This window comes from Nostoc sp. (genome assembly GCF_036918015.1).
Taxonomy (GTDB): Bacteria; Cyanobacteriota; Cyanobacteriia; order Cyanobacteriales; family Nostocaceae; genus Nostoc.
Window position 1 is genome coordinate 48,195 of record NZ_JBALEO010000098.1, and the last position, 21,696, is coordinate 69,890.

A 21,696-nucleotide genomic window follows, 5' to 3' on the forward strand; every position below is an offset into this window, starting at 1 on the left:
CTTATAGCGTCAGCGTTTTATTAACTTTCTTCAATTGGGTAAACCTGATGTCCCCTGATTTCGACTCTGTGGGCAGCGAGGCATTTTTCCCAACCTTCACGAGTACCGATGTCGCTTTTGCTATTGAGCAATCCTAATTCCTGTTCTTGTTGGGTGAGTTTAGCAAATTCTTCGTAGCGTGGGTAGTTGCTGGTAACAAATGTTTCCTTTCGGTGCAAAATCGGCGGATTTGCCCTAGTTTCGTAATCTCGATGAGTGACGAAGAGGGTTTTTAAATCAATACCTATGCTGGCTTTTAACGCTGGATGGGGGTCAATGTCGAATTCGGGGTAAGACAGATAGGATATTTGCGGCTTATCAGTGTGATATTTGATTAATGTGGCTTCATCTACACGCCCAATGGTACGGCTAGCGCAACCTTCACAAATTCGTAGTATGGGATCGAGTGCTGCTAATGCCGAAACATGGACGTAAAGCGCACCGCGCGTATGTTTACCAATTTTGCTTTTTTCACAAGCAGTTTTAATCACCCCAGGTTTGCCTAAGCTGAAAAGCTTTTGGTCAGCTACTTGACAAGCTTCCTCGTAGCTACTAAAAAAGGCTTTGATATCGTGCCGCATTTCTGGGGCTAACTTTTGCCATGCAGGGCGTTTATCAAAGTGGGTCAGGGCGAGATAAACTTGGATATCTAGAGAACGACGATAAGCGATCGCATCCCATTCAGCCTCATCGGTAGCTTGTAAAACTACACCGAAAGCACGGCGAAAGTTACCAAATTCACTCAGTAACTCCTGTTCATTTTCCAATTCGCCTTTCACAGGTAATCTACCGCGCTTGGTAAAGAAAGCCATGAGTGGTTGCAGCTGTTCTTGATAGTCTTCAAACCGCTTGATGGGGATACGGACTCGCGGTGTAGAAGTCGCAGAAAAGAAGCGGATAGCTTTGTAGCTTTCTTTTTGGGCTTCATCTCGAAAAATAAAGTATACGCCTAGTGCGATCGGTACTGCATCAACATTTAAGACTTCATCAATATAAGTTTTGAGTTCTTGTTGTTCGTAATATTTCTGAAAAGTATTGCGGCGCGTCACAATGCCATCATTGTAAGCAAGTTGGGTTTTGCTAGGAGCGTTAATCAGGATTTGAGCCGCGACAATTAAAACTTTGCCGGTGAGTTCCCAAGCTTGGATTAGGCTTTGACGGCGTTCCTCTGAGTCTTCAATGACGTTGAGGACATAACCCAAATTGACCACATCGGCGGGGGTGCGTGGTACATCAGGATAGTAGTAAGGGTCCCAACCTGCACTGGTGTAACCTAAGTTTTTTACTCGCTGCACATCACCACCGTAGCCGCAGCCGTAGTCAAAAAAAGTCGTGTCTGGATTCAGGATTGACCCTTCTATAGCCAATCGCACGGGGCGAGATATATCAATGCGAGCGATCGCAGCTCTATGACGCTCGATTTCTAGCGTTTCAGGCATAATATTAGTTGTCAGTTAACGGTGAACAGTTAACAGTCAACTAATATCCTTTCAATTTTTAACCGCCAGTTCAATTAAATCTTCAATTTTCTTGATATTTGGATCGCCTGCTAAGTAGCCAATACCGCGATGCAAATGTAAGCGAAATTGGGTGGCGAGGGTTTCTTTGTCGGTGGGATAACCGTCATTGTGACAGCGTTGCTTGAGGGCGAGGAGGAGTATATCGGACATTTCGCCGCCAAAGACGCGCCAACTCATTTCGACGTTGCTATCTTGGGGGATTGGAACGGGGGAGGGTGTGGTTGATTCTGCGAGGGAACGACAAAATGCCCAACGGCAGAGGATATTCCATTGGTCGATTTTGGTGCTGCGCTTAAGTTTGGTAAGTTGGTCTTTGGCTGTTTGGGAAAGTTTTATTCTTTCGATTGGGGATTCCATGATTCAAGGTTAAAGAAATACTCTACATTATGCTTTCACATAATTAATAATAGTTAACAGCTTGTTGGTAATCTGGTATAATGTGCGCTTACCCAAATAAATATCAACAACCATATTTATCATTCAATGTACAAATTGTCTCCTGAATTCTGACTCCTGAGTTCTGAATTATTCTTCAGAAGTTTTTATTTTAAAAGGATATTATGGCTAAATTACAATTACATTTTAATGGTTCTTTTGCGCTAAAAAAAGACGAAATAAGTAGAATTATTCATGCTGCTGCCCAAGATAAAGGTTTAAATGATAGTTTACCCAATTTGATGGGGAAAACAAGTTTAGGTAATGGCAAAGTAGGACGAGTAAAAAGTTGGGCGGTACGTGCAGGATTAATTAAGAATAATCGTCCAAGTCCAGAAGGGGAAATTATCTTGCGGCTAGATCCTAGCTTGGAGTCAAATATTACAGATTGGTTGATGCACTTTTATTTAAGTTTTGGCGATCGTGGTCTACAACCAACACCAGAAAACCCTGCTGATTGGGGTGTATGGACTTACTTTATATATACATTTCTGCCTCGCTATCCTAAATTTACTAAAGAAGAATTGCTGTATCATAGTGCGTCGATATTTGAAGAAGAAAGCAAAGTAATTGCTAACAGAATTAATTACATATTACGGGCATATATTGAGTTTACTGCTTTAGCATCCTGCAAGTTTGCCACCCAAGATAATGGTAAATATATTAGTGGAAATGCTAATTTACCTAACTCTTATCTCGTGGGATATTTCCTGGCAAAGCTGTGGGAACGTAATTTTAAAAGTGAAGGTTCCGTTCTCACTGAGTCGATATTGAATGAGAAAATGGGACTTGCTGCCGTACTGGGGGTAAAAGCAGAGGCATTACAAGAACAGCTAAATGCACTGGAAGCTTATGGCATCATTGAACAGCGACGGGCAGTATCTCCTTTTCAAGTGATTCCGCGCTGGGATGAACCCTTGGCACTGCTAGAAAAGGCGTATGACAGATAAAAATTACTTGCTGCTGGGAGATGCCAGACCTGATGACCGAATTCATCTGCTACTTTGGGACACACCTGATGAAACCGAACTGCTGCGTATCGCTCATTACAATAATGCCCATCGGGTCAATTACCGAAAAAATTTGCTACAACGGATTCATCCGGGAGAAAGTTTTCTTGCTCTTCATCACAATTTAGATATCGAACTCAGTGCCATCAAGTCCATGTGTTCTAGGGTTAGCAAACAGATTGTTTTACTCGAAGGGTTAGATTGTCTGATTACCTATCTGCAAATCACATCTGGCAGTCGCATTACTCTTTTCTGGAAACAACTGGAAGAAACTCGCAAGCTAGAAAGACTTTTATGGATACTGCTACCCCAGCAACTAGCACCGAAAAATTGGCCGCCAGAGCGAATTAAACGTATTCCTTCAGGATAATCATCCTTTTGCATTTGCCATTTTAAATTTACTATGCTCCTCAACCAACTTGTTGAAATCAACGAAAAGGGTAGTGTTGCCAGTTCTGTGAACTTTGGCATGATTGATGATTCACAGAAGAATTTATCTTTATGCGAAAGTTTTATCTTTAACTACGACCCAACAAAACCAGAGTCATCGACAGTTGGTATTTTGGATGCGGTGCGTCGTAGTTATCATAGTGCAAATCAGCCGAATATCCATTTGATGATTCAACAATATGGTAAGGGAAAGTCGCACTTTGCGATCGCAATAGCCAACTTTTTCCAAAAACCCTTCCACAGTCAGGAAGTGCAAGGAATTTTATCACAAGTAGAAAAGGCTACATCTGGGAAAAGTCAGGCTGTTATTACAGGCTTGAAGCTATTTAAAGAAAGTCAACGCCACCAACATTTAGTTATCTGTCTGAGTGGTGACACAGGTGGCGATATTAAGAAGCAATTTCTGCAACAACTCGTCAAAAGTCTTGAAGTAGAAGGTATTCAAGATTCTTTAGCACAACATATATGCAGCGAACCCCTACGCTATTTGGAAAACTTGAATCCAGAGAATAGGGCAGAAGCAGAGAAATATCTACAAAGTATTGGTAATCCTGATAGTGATTTAAATTCTCTCATCCGCTTACTCAGAGAAAATAACTCTGGGGTTATATCAACTGTCAAAAAACTTGCCTTTGAAATCACTGGATTTACTCCTGATTTTACTGCTGATGTAAATATTGAAGCAATTTTAAAAGACCTGATAACAAATCATTGCACTGGACAAAAAAATGCCCACTTTGAAGGGATTTTAATTTTATTTGATGAGCTAAACCAATATCTGAAAACTTGGGCAGCAGATGATATAGGTGCTGGAGGTACGGCACTGCAAAATATTACTAACATTTGCGAAAACTACAAAGTTAAAATTGCTCTATTAAGTTTCACCCAAATTCATCCCAGTGAAGGAGTTGGAATTCCTGCTAATGTAAGACTAGAATACCAAAAGATTGCAACTCGCCTTGCGCCAAAAGATGGAACTACTTACAACGCTAGTTCTAGCTTAGAACTGGTTATAAAGAATTTATTGTTGCAAAAAAATGACTCTAATTGGCAAATATTTTGTTCTCAGTGGGATAACACTCTGAGGAGAGAAGCTGAAACAGCTTTCCAGCGAAGAATTAAAATTTATAAAAATCAAGGCTGGTCTTTTGAAGAATTTTATACCCGCTTATCCAAGGGTTGTTTTCCCCTCCATCCTCTGACAGCTTATCTACTATGTAACCTTGATTTTACTCAAGATAGGACTGCTATCCAGTTTATAAAAGGTCATGTCAAAAATTTTATTGCAACTCAACCTGTAGAAAATGCTGGCAAAGTCAATTACATCTATCCCATTGCTTTAATAGATACCTTTATTGAAAACTTTTCTAACTACCCTGTTTATAACCACTACAAAAAAGCTGTGGATTTAGCGGCAGGTGGCGAGAATGACGATGAATTAATTGTTCTAAAATCTTTGTTTTTATATGAGGCTAGTGGCGAGAACCTGACCAAACCAGACCAAGAAGAACACCAAGAGATTTTAGTCAGTCTGACAGGTTTACCTAAATCTCGGCTCCAAGCAGCACTAGATAAACTTGAAAAAGAACGAGATTTAATTTACTATCGACAAGAGATTAAACTTTATCGTTTTTGGGAAGGAATTAATCCTAGAGGTATTCAAGAAGAAATTGAGGAAAAAATTAAATCACTAACAACATCTATTAATGATGTAGTGACCTACTGTGGTGAAATTAATCTTCTTAAACAATATCCATCTAATACTACAATTAGTGCTACACAGTTTGTCAAAGATAACAAGTTAGTGACTGAAGATTGGCGGTTTGAGCGTAAGATATATAGTATTGATAAATTCATTAAAGCGCTAGAAAATAATCGTATTTTTAGAGAAACTAAAGAAAAAGGAATTTTAGTTTATATATTAGCAGAAACTCAAGAGGAATTGCAATCTTTTCGTAACCATATAGCTGATTACTTGTCTAAATCACCAATCAAGAATCGAATTGCAATTGCTATTCCTCAAGAAGAAACCGGAAATTTAGCTCGTGTAATTCTCAAAATAAAAGCTCTTGAAGAAACTAACCCGACTTCTCAAAAATTGTTAGGAAAAGTTTATCAAGAACAACTTCACCGTTGGCAACAAGAGGCGAACGGAAGATTAACAAGTTTATTAAAAAATTGTACTTACTATTGTGTAGGAATCGAGAAAATTCCCTCTGCTGAACAACACAAAGCACAACGAGTAATCAGTGTACTGCTACAAGATTTATATCCCTTCGTTCCGCCTGTGGATGAAATTGATAAAATGCGTTCAGATCATCAGACAGGTAAAAAGATTGTCGGCTGGACTGCAAAACAAATCTTCATAGAAGATAATATTAGTCAACAAACACTTCAAGACCAGTCTTATAGGACTGTTATTGACCAGATTTTTGTCAAGTTATGGGGTCTATTTAAGAAAACATCTGATAAATATATCGTTCAAGAACCAACTCATGAAAAAATCCGCGCTGCTTGGGATAAAATTTCTGAAATAACAAACTTAGAAGGATTACCACAAAAGATTATTGACTTAGAAAAAATTTGGCAAGTACTTTCTGCCCCACCTTTTGGTTATAGCGAGTATAACTTTACCATGTTGCTAGCAGGATGGTTGGCAATCCACCGCAAAGAAGTTATTTTACGAGGACGCATCAAACTTACCACTAAAAAAGTAGAGATTGTTCCTTTACAAGATAAGTCTCTGCAAGCTTGGGGCAATACTGATATTCTCCAAAACCCCACAGCATTTGTTGAAGAATGGATTATTAAACAAAAGTCTAAACTGATTCGTCGTCAACAAACACAAATGCCGACTCTTCCGGCATCGCCTATAGACTATGACCAGGCGCAGGAGTATCTAGAAGCCGTTGCTGCTTTTTTAGAGTCTAATGAACCGGAAGGGTTAGAAAAAGAAGAATTAACTAAGAATAGAAAGCTGGTGAGTGCTGCGGTTGCTGAAATTAACAAGTGGTTCCAACCAGTACAAGCTGTAGAAAACTTACCTCATGAGGCACAGTTGGCAGCACTGTTACCACTTTACCCGCAACTGCTGAAGCGATCGCCAAATACTTCTATTTTACCAACACAACAACAACGCGATCGCTTCTCCCAAGCATTGCAAACAGTCAGTGATAAAATTGACCAACTTGTAGCAGCAGAAAACAAGCGTGCTGAGTCACTATCTACTGAACAAGCTTGTAGTGCTTATCAAATAGAAATTCAAGGAATTATTGACCAGATTACCCAGATTGCAGACTTGCCTCGCCACCTATTTGAGGATTTGCAAAATGCCCTGAGTACCAGCAAAATCAGATTAACAGACATCAGACAGCAGGCAGAAGCAGGACAAAAGCAAGCCGAAGATACACAAATCATGCAGAATATTCGCAATTCTGCAACTAAAATCCAAACAATTCATCTTTCTCAAGATGCACTGCAAGAAATTGAAAATTTACGATCTCGCTTTAACTATCCCGATAAATTTCAGCAGGAAATTGCTGAACTTGTGCAGTCAATCCACAATAAAATTACTAATTATCATTCCAGTTTGGCAAATCTTCGGACTCGACTACAGTCGGTAAACAATCTCTCAGACTTGGATGTTATTAACACAGAGTATGCCAAACTGGATGTTGTCTTTAAAGATTCGGCTGATTATGGAGACTATCAAGAAATACAACCACAAATCCAGAGTTTAAAAAATGACTTTGAGCAGATACAAAATCTAGAGACTCGCTATCAACAAAGTAATTCTATTGCCAGTTGTAACGATGTTTTGGGCATAATCGTTAGTCGTCAGTTTAATATCTACAATGCTGACCGCTTCCAAGAAAGAATTACTCAGTTAGAAGTTAATTTTCGGCGAAAAATCCAAGAATATACTGTTGAATTACAAGAATATAATCATAATTTAGAGTATTTGACAACAGTAGAAGATGCACAAAGATTCCAAAAAGAGTTACTGAAAAAATCGCATTGCTACTCACGCTCGGAAATAGAAGCAGAGTATGAAGCAATTATCTCGGAACTAGCGCCACTAATTGATTTATTGCAAATAGCTGAGTCATCAAAAGTGGAGACTTTGGAAACTTGTCAAACTCAGTTAGATAGACTAAAAGATTGGGAAAATAAGACTGAAGGACTGAGAGAAAAATTTAGCGATCGCGTCCACTCACTCCGTACAGAAATAGAACGAAAAAAATCACAATTTCTTCAGCAATGGCTTAATGATTTAGAAAATAGTTGCACCGAAATCAACCAATTGTCAGATGATACAGAAAAACTCGAAGCTGCAAACAATTTACTAGAGCAAATTCAAGCTGAAAAAAATAATTATATTAACTTATTTAGTATTCTCGAAACTCAGTTATTAGAAAATATAGAGCGTCAATGCATCGAAGAACGGAATAAGGATATAGTCAATCAAATTTTCGTGCTGTTCCGACAACTTTCTGATTTACAGCAACAAAATGTCTACGATGACTTAGGGCAAATACTATCAGAAAAGACGGAGGAATAATAGGGATGAATGATAAGCATATCATACTAGACCCTACCGGACTATACGATATTCCCTCCGGCTATATCCCTGTCACCACAGAAGTGGAATGGATACAGTTTTTTGGTGTGAGTACTACTCCCTGCTGGGTAAAAGGTGAGCGATTATGCGAATGGGCAAAAACTTGGCTACGAGTGTGGAATAAGACTGAGGAAATCGCAGAAATTAAGCAAAATCCCCGCGACAAGCTAACACAATTATTTGATTCCGTTCCTTTATCTCAGGACTGGACTAACGAGCAAGTATTGATTTTAGTCACTAAGTTAGATTCTTATCCCCCAGACAATCCCATTGCCCACTTTTTGGCAGATAACATCACTGAAAGTAATGGACAGATATGGTTTGCCGAACCTTCCATTTCACATCTCGCTGCTTGGTTAGCAATTTTAGTGCCACAAGATTATAAATCTCTAGAGCGAGTCTGGCAGCAGCAGTTTAAGGAACATGAGTTAGCAACTTACTACCAGACTGAAGATAAATTATTACTTTTGCGTCGCTGGTTAGGCATAGCAGAACCAGTTTTGAACGACATCGGCAAGTATCCCTTGCCAGTTCCCGACTTACTCACCGAAGAGTTTGACCGCTACTGGGAACAACTCATATCGCGCACCGAAGGCAAAGTTCTGGATTCCCTAAAGCCTATTAACCAAGTAGGTATGGAGCGGATTGCCAATTGTGCTTACAAAGTTTTCGGCAATCGACCTAACTGGATTAATCGGACAAGGGAAGCCAAAGTTACCCCCTATCTGAGCTATCAGCAGAAGCAAGAATTAAGCTTTAACCAGCCTCCACCCCAACCTCTGACTTTAGATGCTACTCCGCAGCAAGCTTTAGCTTGGGCGATAAAAGATTACCTACCCTTCCGTCGCTGGGAAGTCATCAAGCAACCTGGTGCTGTACCAAAAATTAGTGAGAGTTTGGCGGATAGCTTTGTCGAATGGATACTCCAGCACTATCCCCAGATGCAGATAGATTCTGTAGAAAATTCGTACCTCAACTACAACGTTGCTTCAAAAGTGCAAAATCTTTGCCAAGAAAGTCCTGTGTTTTGGGTTGTGGTCGATGGCTTGGGATGGTTAGACCACTTAGAACTGTTATCTTTACTAACAAACAATTACAAACTCGCTGTAGAAACTGCGATCGCACCTTACTTTAGCATCCTGCCCACGAAAACAGAATATGCTAAATGGAGTTTATACGCTCAACTATTGCCTAATGATCCTAGTTGGGTTGCTGATGCTGGCAAAGCTTTTGTAAAAATGGGCGTGGGCAAACGTTATACAGATGGACAAGTTGATAAACTCTACAGCGCTTTGAGAAAAAAGACACATCAGTTATATTGCTGGGATACAGATGAGTTCGATAGCCTTTATCACAATCAAAAAGACTGGCAAAGCTTTTACGAACTTGACCGTCCCCACACTCTAGAAGGTATTGCCAAAAAGATTGATTATTGTTTGCAACAATACCCTAATCCAGAAGCACTGAGAATCGTGATTGCTAGCGACCACGGTCAGATAATGGGTACTTCCGAAAAAATTACCCAGTGCCCCCCAGGACTGGAACCCAAGGGAAGGATGGCGATTGGTAAAACTGATGATAGCAGGTTTGTGGTTTTAGAAGGCGATCGCTACAGTCTTCCCCATGACATTAGTATTGTCAAAGGCTCCGCTAGCTTAAGTTCTTTCAGTTACACTAGCAATAAAAAAATTATTGGTTCTCACGGGGGGCTATTTCCTGAAGAAGTTGTAGTTGGTGTATCTGTGCTACGAAAATCTATCCAACGCCATCCTGTATCAGTTTTTTGCTTGGGTGAAGGTAAACCCAAACAATCAGGAGAAATGGAAATTACTATCGATAATCCCAACTCAGTGCCACTTACAAACCTTTGTCTATATATTCAGGAATTGCCCTCTTTTCCAGAAGGAAAACCATTAGCACAGGAAATTCCACCAAATCAGCGCTGTAATTTCAAAATAATAATTCCTGAAGTGCCAGAATTACCACCAAATCAAGAAAATGACTTATTCCTATCTGGTGAATTAACCTTTCGATTTGCCGATGCTGAAAATGCAAATGCTGCCCTAGTTCCTGAATCGAAAATTATCGTTAAGCAAATATTCAGTAGTGGATTTAATATAGATGAATTCTTATGAAGAAATAACCTACAATAACGATTTGGTTAATCAAGTTTTTGGCAATCTCTGTATTGATAAAACTAGGCTGCCATCCAGTGGACTCAGTTCAATTGGTTTACCTAGTTTTGTTGCTGAATGGCTGCTAGATAAAATTGTCCCTGGTTCGGGAACATTAACATCAATAGAATTAGAAAAAGTCAATAACTTTATTCAAAAAGCATTTCCCCGCAAAGATGACCGTAACGAAATTATTTTTGACCTGACTCAGGGAGAAATACGAAAACTCATTGCTCTAATGCAGGTACGCATTAAATTAGAGCAGGGAGGGAAAACAATTCCTGAGCCATTGGCACAAATTCCGTCTCTGAATTTAACTGAATGCAGCATTGCTACTGATATCGTAGAACGCTATAAAATACTTTTGCGCCAAGGGATTTGGGGAAAAATTACTTTAGCCATGCTTCCCGACGGTAAAGTGGAAGTGATGGATTTTGAACCATTTCAATGTTCCCAAGTTGATTTGCAAAGTTATGCCGAATGTCGGGCAAAATTCAATACACAACAATGGCGAGATTTAATATTTTGCTCAATGGGTTTTAACCCCCAGCATCCGAGTTATGACCAGGAAGCAAAAACATGGATATTGGCTAGGTTGCTATCATTAGTAGAACCTAATTATCATGTGATTGAACTAGCTCCTAAAGGCACTGGTAAAAGCTTCTTTTTTGAAAATATCAGTAGCAAAGTTAGCTTAATTAGTGGTGGTAAAGTTACTCCCGCCCAATTGTTTATTAATGGTAGAACTAAAGAAGTTGGTTTACTCGGTCGTCATCAAGTTGTGGTTCTAGATGAAGTTCAAAGTTTAACATTCGATAATCCTGAAGAGGTCATTGGGCCACTAAAAAACTATCTTGCTAGCGGTCGTTATAATCGCTCTGGTTTTGCAGATATTTCTAGTGATTGCGGGTTAGTGATGCTGGCAAATATCGAATTAGATGAGCAATTACAACCACGCAATGAAGATAATTTAATGGCTAACCTGCCAAAGTTTTTTACTGAGACTGCATTATTAGACCGATTATCTGGGATTATCCCTGGTTGGAAGATTCCCAAATTTCAAAGAGAAATGGTAGCTTCTCAAGTTGGTTTAAAAATGGATTTCTTTGGTGAAGCCTTGCTATCTCTACGCCAAGATAATCGCTTCATGTCTTACGTACAGCAGCATACTCACTTTGAAAAAAATGTTACGATTCGCGATCAGAATGCCATCCTCAAATCAGCATCAGGTTTTCTGAAAATTCTCTATCCCCATTTAGAATTAACATTAATGGACTACGAGGATGATTGTCTAAAACCTGCTTGTAAATTGCGCCAAGCTATCCGAAATTCACTATATTATCTGGATGATGAATTCAGGCAGTTTGGTAGAGAAATTCATGTAGAAGCAAAGTAACAGTAAATTACATAGAAATCCGATTTTATTTATGAAAGAATCCAAGTATGTGTAGGGTATTTTATCGGTGATAGTACGGCACCAAAGCCTTCGGGTAGTGCGTTACTACGTATATTAAAAAAATAAAATATGAGTCCTATAGCAGAGTTTTAGTAGTTGGTTTTTGGCTGTTTGAGATAATTTTATTCTTGCGATTGGTGATTCGATTCCATAATCTTCTTAAAAATTGAGATAATTTTCGCTCATAAACCTAAACAGTAGCGAACCGCAGTTTCAACTTCAAGCATCTTGGAGTCAGAAATTTTTCCAGATGGGTCAGCAGGAAAACGATTTGGATCTAAAGAACGAATTTGAAAACATAAAAATACTGTTTCTATCAGCAATCCACTATCACTTGGAGAGACTCGTATATTAGTTGGATAATCTCGCTTAATATTTGTTCCTTTGGTACCTAAAACTACAGTCACAACCAAAGGTAATTCGTTGATAGCGTCTATAGATAATACTAAAACTGGTCGTGTTCCTGCCTGTTCTCGCCCCAGCACTGGATTAAGATTGACAAAATAAATTTGTCCTCTCTCGATAGTCACAGCTTTTCTAAACCATCCATTTCGGTAACATCAAATTCATGATTTATCAAAGAAATTTCTGTTTTTATATCTAAATCACTAGCCATTGCAACTAGTTGTTGATTTATATATTTAATATCAGTGAATTTATTTGATATTTGTTTTCTTTCTTGAACTTGTTTTTCAATACGTTCTAATAGCCATTCTAATTCTTCTAATGACAAAACACGTAGGTCATGCTCTATTTTGATTAAATGTGGTGAGTTCATAATTGATCTCCTGTCCAAAGGTCGTTAGATATATTGTAAATATGTGGGCTGAAATAAATCGCAACTACCAAAAATATCCGGGTTGGATAGTTGTTTGGCGAGTGCTAGAGTCGTATTTGAGGAGATATTCGCGGGCGATCGCTTCGTTTTCTCGCAGTGTTTCCACTTCTTTCTTGCCAATCTCAGTATCCGTAGATAACAAAATTACTTGGTGGCTGGCAGATGGAAAGTAACGTTCAACTAAGTTGCTGCGGTGGGAGGAGTCTAGTCTACCTAGTGGCGTATCGATCGCTACGGGTAGGCGGTGTCCAGAGACTTTGGCTAAACCCCAGAGGAATGCGATCGCAAGTAGTTGTTTTTCGCCTGCTGACAAACGATGTTTAGGAACAGGTTTACCATTTAAATCGTAAAGCAAAAGGCTGAAAGTCTTGGTATCAATAGTGATACGATGCACTAAGTCTGATTTATGGAGAAGATAAAGGAAGCAATTTTTAACTTCCTCCTCTAATTTATTTAGTTTTCTCAAGGTTAATTTTTCACGAAAAATCTTGAGTGTGTTTTGAACTTTAGCCGCAGAAGTAATAATATGCTCGCTATTTTTATGTTTAATATTTTCTACAGTATAATCACTTAATTCTCTCTTTGATTTGGCAATAATAGTTTCTAATTCAGCTAAACGGCGGCGGATTGTTTCGTAATTTGTTTTAGCTTCAACAACTTGATTTTGTGCCGCTTCTAATGCTTGACGCAGCTTTGTATAATCTTCTGGTGCTGCTGCTGTTTGCACTTGCCTTTCTAGAGTATGAATTTCTTCTTCTTTATTTCTGAGAATAGCTAATTTCTCTTTTGCAGAAAGTTTAGAATTTTGTAAGTGATATATAAGATTATCTAGTTGACTTAAAGTTTCATCATCAGCTAATAACCAAGGTGCTTCCGTCTGGATAGTCTTTGCATATAAACTATCTACATCTTGGATTAAAAAAGATTGGATTTTTTCAACTTCTATCGGAGAAATTTCTACTTGATTTAGCCAAGTTAATAAACGCTGATCTCGCTCAATTAACAAATCTTTAGAAATCTGTACCTGTTGATGACGAAATTCTTTTTCTCCCTGTGCTTGCGCCTGATTAAGCAAATAGGGAATTAATGCCAGAGGTAAAACATCAGCCGCTAATTCACACATCGACTGACGTACTTGTTCAATTTCCGCAGTTTTTGTACTCTGTTGTAATTCTAGTTGATTGCGTTCGGCTGCAATCTTCCCACCTTCAGAAATAAATTTATCAAAGGCTTCTTGCTGCTTTTGTTCTAACTCTTCTACCTGATTTTTGAGAATTTCTACTTTCTCTTCTGTGGTTTGATAATCTTCTTGCTGTTGGGTTAACCTAGTTTCAATTTCCTCTAGATTTGCTAAATCTTTACTATTAACAACTTCTTTAAGTTTACGGTTAACTAAGATATCTAAATCAACTGCTAAACGATCTGCTAACTCTAAACCTAAAAGTCCACGAATTGCGTCTACTACAACTGGTGGTGGTGTTTCCTGTTCTGCAAGTTCTTTAACTTGTTCACCATCAAAGAGAAATAAGTTAGAAATACCTAATGGCAGGAGATTTTCAATATATTCATCCCAAATATTAACTAAAGCATCAGGCCATGTATCACTGTCACCTAAAATCCCTAATGTATCTTTACCGTCTTTAGGATTTTTTGTCCAACTACGCACAACCCGGTATTTTATAGGTTTATCGTTTTCAATATGTTCAAAAAGTAATTCAATCCGGGTGTCTGCAACTGGATCTATTTTGTTGTTAACACATTGATTGAGAAAATCACTATAACTTAAATTTCCACGGGTAGAACATTGGGCACGGGGGCCATAAAGGGCGAGACGAATGGCATCCATAAGGGTAGTTTTTCCGCCGCCATTCATCCCACCTAATAAGATGATTGGGTGTGAGTTTTCCTCATCATTTTTTGGGTTAAGATTGATTACCTGTTTGCCACTGTAGGGGCCAAAGTTTTGTAAGACGAGTTCAAGAAATATCATTAATTTTTAAGATTAACATGAGTTCGACGGCGATCGCAGAAGCAGAAAGTTTGTGATGAAAGGAATCAGATAAAATTAATTAGATGATTTTGTCTGACGCATTGATAAAAAATATTGTCTATGAAATATAGAGATAGCGCTTCTCGCCTGGGTGCAGTACAGTTTTGACCTCTCTCCAAACCTCTCTCCTAAAAGGAGAGAGGCTTTGAATCTTACTCCCCTTCCCTTGAAGGGAAGGGGCTGGGGGTTAGGTCTGTATTCCATGCAATTGGGAACCGCTATAATACCATCACTAACTGTTAAGAAATGCGATTGTATCTGTCTCGGTGTTGGTAAGCGTGGCTAGATTTGCACACCTCCAGCTTGAAAAATCTGTTCGGCGGTTAAATTCAATTCTGGGAAAGTAGGCGAGACAATATGGGTATCGCCTTTAAATTGAGTAACTTGGTACTCACCATCAATTAATTGATAAATGGATATAGTAGGCAGCTTAGGATTGCCAATAAACTTCCTAGCACCTATAGCCGCATAATCTATAATCCAATATTCGGGAATACCTATAGCCTCATAATCAGCTAATTTTTTGTAGTAATCATCTCGCCAATTAGTACTAACAACTTCAATAACTAAGGGAATAGATGTAGCTTGAGATACAGTTGATTCTTTTTTCCATAAAGGCTCATTCACTAAATTCGGTCGATTGATTATTAAGATGTCTGGTGAATAAGCTGATTCACCTTCAAATGGTTTGACTAATACAGTTTTTGGAATGAAGTAAGGAAGTTTTTGTCGCCCAATTTCGATAGATATATTTAGCGCCAAAAAACCAACAACATCCTCATGATCTCCCACTGGTTGAGCCATTTCAACAATAACGCCATCATGTAATTCGTATCTCCCACCCTCAGGCCGCCAAGCTGCAAAATCTTCAAAAGTTACTAATTTGTGTATGGCTTGAATCATAGAACCTCGGTTTTTTTAAGATAACCCAACTTTCTCAAGCGTTCTTTAAGTAGTTTGGTTGACTCCCTTCTTCTATTATTTTGAGTTTTCCTTTTTAAATTTCATACTTGCCCAAGTTACCTCTTCATCACTTTCAGTTTTACCTTCATCTATTTCATTGATTGCTGCAACATCGCCCAAAGTCATCTGTTTGACTTTTGCAACATCACCTTGACTAACCGCTTCGCTTAATTCGCGTTTCAAACGAGCATTTTTAATCGCATCTTCTGGAGAACGGGAACTCGTATTAAAACATTTTTCTAGAGTTTCGTATATTCCTACGCGACGAGTTTTTTTGCGATACTGGCGTTCTGTGTCTAACAATTTCGCCATGAGTTCCAAGTGCATCGCGTCACCTTCACAGATTTCTTCTAATACTATCCATTCATCACGACCTAGTAGACTATAGTCAGCACCAGGGCGGGGATCTTGAAATTCTTCGCCTGTCACTTCTTGATAAATCCGGGGTAAACTATCATCAAATTCGTGTTTTTCTTCTAGCCAAATGCGGCGAATTTCGCTCATTTCTTCTAGAGTAATTAGGGTGATGTCGCGCATATTTTCTGGCGCTGTCCGACGGGTTTTTGTTTGCGCTTCTAATAATCGTCTGAGCCAATGTTCCCGCCAATATTTAGTATAAGGGCCATGAATTGGTTCAATAGAGGTTTCACCATCTACATGACGTTCAAAAAGTTGGACTTCTCCCCAGATGCGACGGAAGTCTCTTTTATCGCGATCATCTCTATTATCTAATTCATTGCGGATATCTAATAGAGGCTGCATCCATTCTTTTTCTTCATCATTTTGAATCATTGCCTCCATTGATTTATCCTTACTAACAATTGTGCAAACCCAACAGCCAAATCGAGAATCACCACAGCTAGCAGTAGAAGTATCAACAACTAAGGGACATTCATTATCTGCTGTAGCACCTCGATACATGGTGAACAAGTCTTTATTGCTATATTCCCAAGGATTTTGCCACTGATTTAGGTAAATCCAAACTTCATCAGTACGCCAATCTTCAATAGGGCTATAAATTAAAGAATTAGGTAAGCTTGCACTATGGTAAAGCAGAGATGTTGGTGAACTTATCTCAGAAACGAGGCGGTCTTTTAGACTACCTGCTTGATGTTTTTCCATTGAGATAGCACGTTTAATGCTTTCAGCCTTACGCGTACCTAAAACAAGAATAACTTCCCCATTTACTCTAACCACATCACGGATAAAGTGGTTAGAAGGATGAATTTTCAGACGGTCTGTACACCAACGAAATTTTCCTCGCGGCGTTGGATAACCTTTACCAATCAAGCTTACCCAGAATGTCTCTTTGATTTCTGGGTGTAATAAATGTGGCTCAATGGGCATTTTCTGTTCTTTAGCAGCAACTTTCATCCTTTCTAAGGATTTGCGTACCCAAACAGAGACTACAGGGTTTTCTACTAGTGTGTCAGTTGTAATAACATGAATAGTCTTTTTTCGCTTTTCAACTGGTAGTGCTGCGATCGCATTCCAGATAAGCTGTAAGGTAGCAGTACTATCTTTGCCGCCCGAATAGCCCACCACCCAAGGTATCTCATCTAAACAATACAATTCTTGAATTTCAGTGGTGAGAGCTTGGATGTAGTCCACTAACTCTGCTACAGTACGTGTTTGCTGACCTTTATTTTCTGCTTGTTGTGCTGTAGTCATTTCTCCTTCTCTCTGGAAACACTGGCGTAATATTCGGGCGAATAGAATTCGCATCTACACAGACAAAACCCAGCGACCTGGGTTGAAGAAAAGTTTTTAAAAACTTTACTACTAATATCCAATTTTTTGGATAATTAAACGACATAATCATATTCTGTTTTTAAAATTTAACATGAAAGATAGTGCATCTGACCCAACGGCTGACATCGCTAGAGAATACCTGGAACGGGAAAACAAGGAAAAACAGGTACTAGCTTTACTCCTAGAGAAGTTTTTAGGGAGAAAAGATCAGATTCTCGTTCAAAAAACCGAGATGGGTGGTACTGAGGCTTATGTTAGCTCTGTTACCTTGGAATGGTTCGCAGGTCGGGTTCACTTCGCCTCTGGCTTACCTCTGTTTCAAAAAAAGTATAATCCTGAAACTGATAATGTCGAGATTGACGCGGATAGTATTGATGAAATTCAACAGCGTCCCCTTGATTGGTCACGTCAAGCGCCACTAGTACAGTATTTGGCGGCTCGACACAACCATAAGTTTCCGCCAGTGTTGGTAGTAATTAATCAACCGTGGGTGGATAATCCTAAAGCTGCTGAGTGGGATAGTGAAGGACGCGCCACCAAGTCTACTACTGATTTTATACCTTTAGATAAAGACGCTAAAGTAGGTCTGCTAAATATTTCTGAGGATGATGTAACTATTTATGCATTGGATGGTCAACACCGATTAATGGGTGTACAGGGGTTGATGGAGTTAATTAAAACTCGTAAACTCCAGCGCTATAAAAAAGATAAAGGTGCTGATGACAGTTTTATTACAGTAAATGATTTGATAGAAAAGTACCAAGTAGACCTTGCTTACTTGCAAAATTTACCCAAGGAAAAAATTGGTATTGAGTTCATCTGTGCGGTAGCGGCTGGGGAAACTCGTACCCAAGCGAGGCGGAGGGTGAGATCGATTTTTGTTCATGTCAACCTGATGGCTGCACCCTTGACTAAAGGGCAACTAACACAGTTGAATGAAGATGATGGTTTTGCGATCGTTGCTAGAAAAATTGCAGTTACACATCCACTATTAGAACAACGACAAGAGCGCAATCCCCGTGTTAATTGGAATAGTGCAACAGTGGCTTCCAATTCTACAGTTTTGACCACTTTGCAAGCTCTACAAGATATGTCTGAGCGATATTTGGCTCAAAAGTTCCCTCACTGGAAACCCTTGGAAAAAGGTCTAATTCCCATGCGTCCAGAGGATGAAGAACTTGAGCGGGGAATTGAGGAATTTAAAAAGCTATTTGATTCTTTGGCTAGTCTTTCTAGTTATAAAATTTTAGAACACGAGGATACACCAGCTTTACGGCGCTTCAGCTTTGAGAAAGATGGAGGTGAAGGAAATATGCTTTTCCGTCCAGTTGCTCAAGTTGCATTAGCGCAAGCTTTGGGAATTTTGGTTTTTAAAAAAGGTTTCTCACTCGCAGATATTTTTAAGAAACTGCGGAAGTTTGACCAGCAAGGTGGTTTTAGTGGTATGGAGTATCCCCAATCTCTCTGGTATGGGGTTTTATATGACCCAAATAAAAAGCGAGTGCAGGTTGCTGGACGAGATTTGGCGGCGAAGTTATTGGTTTACATTCTGGGTGGAATTCAGGAACAGATGGAACGTGCTGAACTTCGTAAGGCTTTGGCAGACGCTAGGACTGTGGAAGATAAAACAATAGGTTTTGATGGCAAGCTTGTTGAACCGAAAGCGGTAGGACTTCCACCTGTTTTGTAATTATGCTTGAAATATATTTTGGCGATGCCATTGCAGCGCTTCCAGTTCTGGAAAGTGTTGCTCTGTATTTGGTAGAAGTATTATTTCACCATGAAAATCTTTTATAGGTTTAGCATGGGGAGATACTTCTTCCAAATTATTGCTAACTATGATTTTGTATTGCTCATCTACAGCAAACCAACCCCTATCAAATGCCCAATGATGATTTTTGCAAAGAGCAATTCCATTATGAATTTTATTATCATAAAACTGTGAAAATGGCTTGATGTGTGCGCCATCCACAATATTTTGATTTATTTTTTTAGTTACTTTTAGCCCACAAAAGGCACATCTGTAGTCATATATACGAATAATTGCTGTCCTAAAAAAAGCATTTCTAATAACTGCCCGTTTCAAGCTCAACCTTGGATTAGTGTCTAAATTTCCCCTTTCAATTAATTTTTCTATCTCTACCGCGTCATCTTGAAAAGTTTGATTTATTTGTAAGATAGACTCTATATCATTTTCATTATCAGAAAAGAAAGCTGTCACAAGTGCATCAATTAGTTCTTTTCTGCAAAATTCATCTTGTAAAAAATTAAATAATTCACTGTCTAGATATGCGTATTCAACAGCTTCCTTTAGTTTGTTAATTGTTTTTGGCTGTAACCCATTAAATTCAGGCTTAAATTTCAAGTACCAAAAGCCTTCATTTTGCAGATGAAAGAAAGGATAGTGTAAACCACCTTTGTAAGATGGAGAACCGATTACATTCCAATACCTCTCAAATGTTTGAACTAATTCGTCTGAAACTGGAATCTCATTAGTAGTAATGACACCTCGCGCAATTAAATCAATTACAGATAAAAGTAATATTGGTTTATATTGAGCATTACCACGCTTCCGGCTACTACTCACATTTAATTCTGCAAATCGTTGACAATAATATGTTATATTTTTCATATTTAATAACTTAATTAAGCAAGCAAAAAATCAATTTAAGAATTTACTGAGGTCAAATTCTTCTTCTAGCTGTTCTTTTGTTCCTCTTTCAGAAATCAGAACTAATAGAATTCGCTCTGAATAGTCAACAGAACCACGTAACTCATTTTGTAAAATTTCTAGTCCTGCGTTAGCATACTCTTCAAATATTTGAGTACGTTTATCTTCATCTTGTTCCTCTCTAGATGAGAGTATGTTGATATCTTGAGTTTCATTAACTCCTAATAATTTAATAATTAGGTCATATCCCAATGAAGCAAAATTTTCTTGTGGAATTGGAGATGGTTCTCTTTTTGTAGTTTCCCCCAAAGGAACACGTTTTTTATATTTAACGCCCAATGATGCTGCAAACACCATAACTTCTACATAAGTTTGAAAAGGCCCAGTCGTGTCTTTTGATGCGACTAGAGATTTCACCAACTCAGCCTTATCTTTAGCAACCCTGATTCTATTTGCAGCCATTGTTTTAATATCTACATTGTTGCTATTTTAACCGAAAGTTAGAAGTGATAGTAATTATTAGCGCATTATTTTATACTAGTATGTGGGCGATCGCCTAAACAAACAAATTATCCACTAACATAGTCCATCCCGGCACTCCGGGTTCAGCTTCAGCCACCTCACCACGGCGATAAACTTCCGGTTCTTCAGGATTACTAGCACGATATACTCTAATAACTTCCTCTTTGAGTACATCCACATCCCAAACTACCAGCGTACCAGCCGCAAAATAATCACGGCGTTTACTAGCCATATCTTTTTCAGCTTTATCACCGTAATCATTTTCACTTCGCACCTCAGCAGCAAATATAGGCGCACCATTAAGAAACTTCCCGCCTGTAGGTTTGCCAGTATAAAACGCAGCATCAGGACTTAAAGAACGACGGTTAGGGAGATTGACAATAAAACCGACATTATCAGGCAAAGCGTAACCACTTTTTGTCAATCGTTCATAATCACGCAAACTTGCATAAATTTCACCGCCTGCACGTCCTGGTAAAAATCCAGTTGGAGACATCAGCACCAATTTTCCATTGACAATCTCTGCTTTACAATTGTCAGGTAAGTGGTACAAATCTTCAATAGTTGCTTCAGTTTTAATACTCATAAAACCCCTAATCATGAATCGAGGTTAATCCTAATTTAACTAGGAAACTGAACATTTTCATACACCAAAGAAATCGGGAAGCGGAAATCAACGCTGGTTAAATGAACCTCATCCCCTGCTTCATAAGGGTGTAACTCCCACAGTCCTCTATCATTTAACCGAAAGCAATCTAAACTAATTTTTTCAGCATCAATGAGGACGTATTCTTGCAAAGTCTGAATGCGACGATACCGCGTAAATTTTGTACCTCTATCATAAGCTTCCGTACTTGGGGACAGAACTTCAACAATTAAACAAGGATATTGGAGAAACTGAATAGCTTGTTTATCTCGTTCATCGCAACTCACCACAACATCGGGATAATGAAAAGGCCCCTTTTCAGATACACCTACTTTCCCATCCGCCATATTCACACGACAACCATTTCCTCGCAGGTGACTTTTTAACGCTGAAGCTAAGTTTAAAGCAATATCATTATGGGGAAGAGTACTCCCAGTCATGGCGAAAACTTCACCATCAATATATTCATATTTAATTTCTTGGTGTTCTTCCCATTCCAGATATTCTTGGGGAGACATATAATTTCTGTCTGAATTCGCAACCATAACT

General features: G+C 38.8%; 17 protein-coding genes and 1 pseudogene. 6 read left to right on the forward strand and 12 right to left on the reverse strand.

Translation table 11 applies throughout. The features are described from left to right. Window positions 1-20 precede the first annotated feature (20 nt). Together V7K61_RS31005 and dndE are read right to left on the reverse strand one after the other, a co-directional pair. Window positions 21-1,478 (reverse strand): DNA phosphorothioation-associated putative methyltransferase, encoded by a 1,458-nt coding sequence (locus tag V7K61_RS31005; protein WP_335059568.1) that lies wholly within the window; start codon window positions 1,476-1,478, stop codon window positions 21-23. Window positions 1,479-1,529: 51 nt separating this feature from the next. After that, the gene (dndE, locus tag V7K61_RS31010) at window positions 1,530-1,916 is read right to left on the reverse strand and encodes a DNA sulfur modification protein DndE (protein ID WP_094345020.1); all 387 of its coding nucleotides are present in this window, start codon (window positions 1,914-1,916) and stop codon (window positions 1,530-1,532) included. Between the two features lie 203 nt (window positions 1,917-2,119). Here dndE and V7K61_RS31015 point away from each other — a divergent pair, with 203 nt between their 5' ends. Genes V7K61_RS31015 through brxL form a run of 5 tightly spaced genes read left to right on the forward strand, consistent with a single transcriptional unit; the run spans window position 2,120 to window position 11,645 of the window. After that, window positions 2,120-2,944, forward strand: coding sequence for a DUF4007 family protein (locus V7K61_RS31015; RefSeq protein WP_335059570.1), 825 nt, complete (start codon window positions 2,120-2,122; stop codon window positions 2,942-2,944). Beyond that, a complete protein-coding gene (locus tag V7K61_RS31020; protein ID WP_335059572.1) occupies window positions 2,934-3,374 on the forward strand; it encodes a hypothetical protein in 441 nt (146 codons plus the stop codon). Before V7K61_RS31015 ends, V7K61_RS31020 begins: the two co-directional genes overlap by 11 nt. Window positions 3,375-3,407: 33 nt before the next feature. Further along, entirely contained in the window at window positions 3,408-8,015 is a 4,608-nt protein-coding gene (locus V7K61_RS31025) for a hypothetical protein (protein WP_335059574.1), read from the forward strand. Window positions 8,016-8,020: 5 nt separating this feature from the next. Then, complete coding sequence (locus V7K61_RS31030; protein ID WP_335059576.1) at window positions 8,021-10,210, forward strand: hypothetical protein; 2,190 nt, start codon at window positions 8,021-8,023, stop codon at window positions 10,208-10,210. Continuing rightward, window positions 10,197-11,645, forward strand: a complete 1,449-nt coding sequence (gene brxL / locus V7K61_RS31035) for a BREX system Lon protease-like protein BrxL (RefSeq protein ID WP_335059578.1) — start codon at window positions 10,197-10,199, stop codon at window positions 11,643-11,645. Before V7K61_RS31030 ends, brxL begins: the two co-directional genes overlap by 14 nt. A gap of 126 nt (window positions 11,646-11,771) precedes the next feature. Here brxL and V7K61_RS34270 read toward each other — a convergent pair. The 6 genes and pseudogenes from V7K61_RS34270 to dndC all read right to left on the reverse strand — a co-directional run. After that, a pseudogene (locus tag V7K61_RS34270) lies at window positions 11,772-11,852 on the reverse strand (DNA sulfur modification protein DndE); the annotation flags it as partial. A gap of 35 nt (window positions 11,853-11,887) precedes the next feature. Then, window positions 11,888-12,235 carry a type II toxin-antitoxin system PemK/MazF family toxin gene (locus V7K61_RS31040; RefSeq protein WP_335059580.1) on the reverse strand — a complete coding sequence of 116 codons (348 nt, stop codon included), beginning with the start codon at window positions 12,233-12,235 and terminating at the stop codon, window positions 11,888-11,890. Continuing rightward, complete coding sequence (locus V7K61_RS31045; RefSeq protein WP_334874580.1) at window positions 12,232-12,483, reverse strand: hypothetical protein; 252 nt, start codon at window positions 12,481-12,483, stop codon at window positions 12,232-12,234. The genes V7K61_RS31040 and V7K61_RS31045 overlap by 4 nt, the downstream gene beginning before the upstream one ends. Window positions 12,484-12,547: 64 nt before the next feature. After that, a complete protein-coding gene (gene dndD, locus V7K61_RS31050; RefSeq protein ID WP_335059582.1) occupies window positions 12,548-14,533 on the reverse strand; it encodes a DNA sulfur modification protein DndD in 1,986 nt (661 codons plus the stop codon). A gap of 342 nt (window positions 14,534-14,875) precedes the next feature. Further along, window positions 14,876-15,496: a Uma2 family endonuclease gene (locus V7K61_RS31055; RefSeq protein ID WP_229556040.1), complete on the reverse strand. Its 621-nt coding sequence runs from the start codon at window positions 15,494-15,496 to the stop codon at window positions 14,876-14,878. A 75-nt stretch (window positions 15,497-15,571) separates the two neighbouring features. Beyond that, window positions 15,572-17,227 carry a DNA phosphorothioation system sulfurtransferase DndC gene (gene dndC, locus V7K61_RS31060; protein ID WP_335059584.1) on the reverse strand — a complete coding sequence of 552 codons (1,656 nt, stop codon included), beginning with the start codon at window positions 17,225-17,227 and terminating at the stop codon, window positions 15,572-15,574. 172 nt (window positions 17,228-17,399) lie between these two features. On the opposite strand from dndC, the gene V7K61_RS31065 reads away from it, so the two are divergent. Further along, window positions 17,400-18,998 (forward strand): DGQHR domain-containing protein, encoded by a 1,599-nt coding sequence (locus V7K61_RS31065; protein WP_335059586.1) that lies wholly within the window; start codon window positions 17,400-17,402, stop codon window positions 18,996-18,998. On the opposite strand, the gene V7K61_RS31070 is transcribed toward V7K61_RS31065, so the two are convergent. The 4 genes from V7K61_RS31070 to V7K61_RS31085 form a co-directional block, all read right to left on the reverse strand. Beyond that, window positions 18,999-19,940 carry an HNH endonuclease gene (locus V7K61_RS31070; RefSeq protein ID WP_335059588.1) on the reverse strand — a complete coding sequence of 314 codons (942 nt, stop codon included), beginning with the start codon at window positions 19,938-19,940 and terminating at the stop codon, window positions 18,999-19,001. It abuts the gene before it with no gap. 30 nt (window positions 19,941-19,970) lie between these two features. Beyond that, complete coding sequence (locus V7K61_RS31075) at window positions 19,971-20,441, reverse strand: DNA phosphorothioation-associated protein 4 (protein WP_335059591.1); 471 nt, start codon at window positions 20,439-20,441, stop codon at window positions 19,971-19,973. Between the two features lie 94 nt (window positions 20,442-20,535). Then, window positions 20,536-21,087, reverse strand: a complete 552-nt coding sequence (locus V7K61_RS31080; protein ID WP_335059593.1) for a Uma2 family endonuclease — start codon at window positions 21,085-21,087, stop codon at window positions 20,536-20,538. 35 nt (window positions 21,088-21,122) lie between these two features. Further along, window positions 21,123-21,692 carry a Uma2 family endonuclease gene (locus tag V7K61_RS31085; protein WP_335059595.1) on the reverse strand — a complete coding sequence of 190 codons (570 nt, stop codon included), beginning with the start codon at window positions 21,690-21,692 and terminating at the stop codon, window positions 21,123-21,125. Window positions 21,693-21,696 lie beyond the last annotated feature (4 nt).

Coding starts and splice junctions, on each gene's coding strand:
- V7K61_RS31085 (WP_335059595.1), bottom strand. CDS start 21,692: ATGGTTGCGAATTCAGACAGAAATTATATGTCTCCCCAAGAATATCTG.
- V7K61_RS31065 (WP_335059586.1), top strand. CDS start 17,400: ATGAAAGATAGTGCATCTGACCCAACGGCTGACATCGCTAGAGAATAC.
- dndC (WP_335059584.1), bottom strand. CDS start 17,227: ATGACTACAGCACAACAAGCAGAAAATAAAGGTCAGCAAACACGTACT.
- V7K61_RS31045 (WP_334874580.1), bottom strand. CDS start 12,483: ATGAACTCACCACATTTAATCAAAATAGAGCATGACCTACGTGTTTTG.
- V7K61_RS31070 (WP_335059588.1), bottom strand. CDS start 19,940: ATGAAAAATATAACATATTATTGTCAACGATTTGCAGAATTAAATGTG.
- dndD (WP_335059582.1), bottom strand. CDS start 14,533: ATGATATTTCTTGAACTCGTCTTACAAAACTTTGGCCCCTACAGTGGC.
- V7K61_RS31080 (WP_335059593.1), bottom strand. CDS start 21,087: ATGAGTATTAAAACTGAAGCAACTATTGAAGATTTGTACCACTTACCT.
- dndE (WP_094345020.1), bottom strand. CDS start 1,916: ATGGAATCCCCAATCGAAAGAATAAAACTTTCCCAAACAGCCAAAGAC.
- V7K61_RS31075 (WP_335059591.1), bottom strand. CDS start 20,441: ATGGCTGCAAATAGAATCAGGGTTGCTAAAGATAAGGCTGAGTTGGTG.
- V7K61_RS31025 (WP_335059574.1), top strand. CDS start 3,408: ATGCTCCTCAACCAACTTGTTGAAATCAACGAAAAGGGTAGTGTTGCC.
- V7K61_RS31055 (WP_229556040.1), bottom strand. CDS start 15,496: ATGATTCAAGCCATACACAAATTAGTAACTTTTGAAGATTTTGCAGCT.
- brxL (WP_335059578.1), top strand. CDS start 10,197: ATGAATTCTTATGAAGAAATAACCTACAATAACGATTTGGTTAATCAA.
- V7K61_RS31020 (WP_335059572.1), top strand. CDS start 2,934: ATGACAGATAAAAATTACTTGCTGCTGGGAGATGCCAGACCTGATGAC.
- V7K61_RS31030 (WP_335059576.1), top strand. CDS start 8,021: ATGAATGATAAGCATATCATACTAGACCCTACCGGACTATACGATATT.
- V7K61_RS31015 (WP_335059570.1), top strand. CDS start 2,120: ATGGCTAAATTACAATTACATTTTAATGGTTCTTTTGCGCTAAAAAAA.
- V7K61_RS31005 (WP_335059568.1), bottom strand. CDS start 1,478: ATGCCTGAAACGCTAGAAATCGAGCGTCATAGAGCTGCGATCGCTCGC.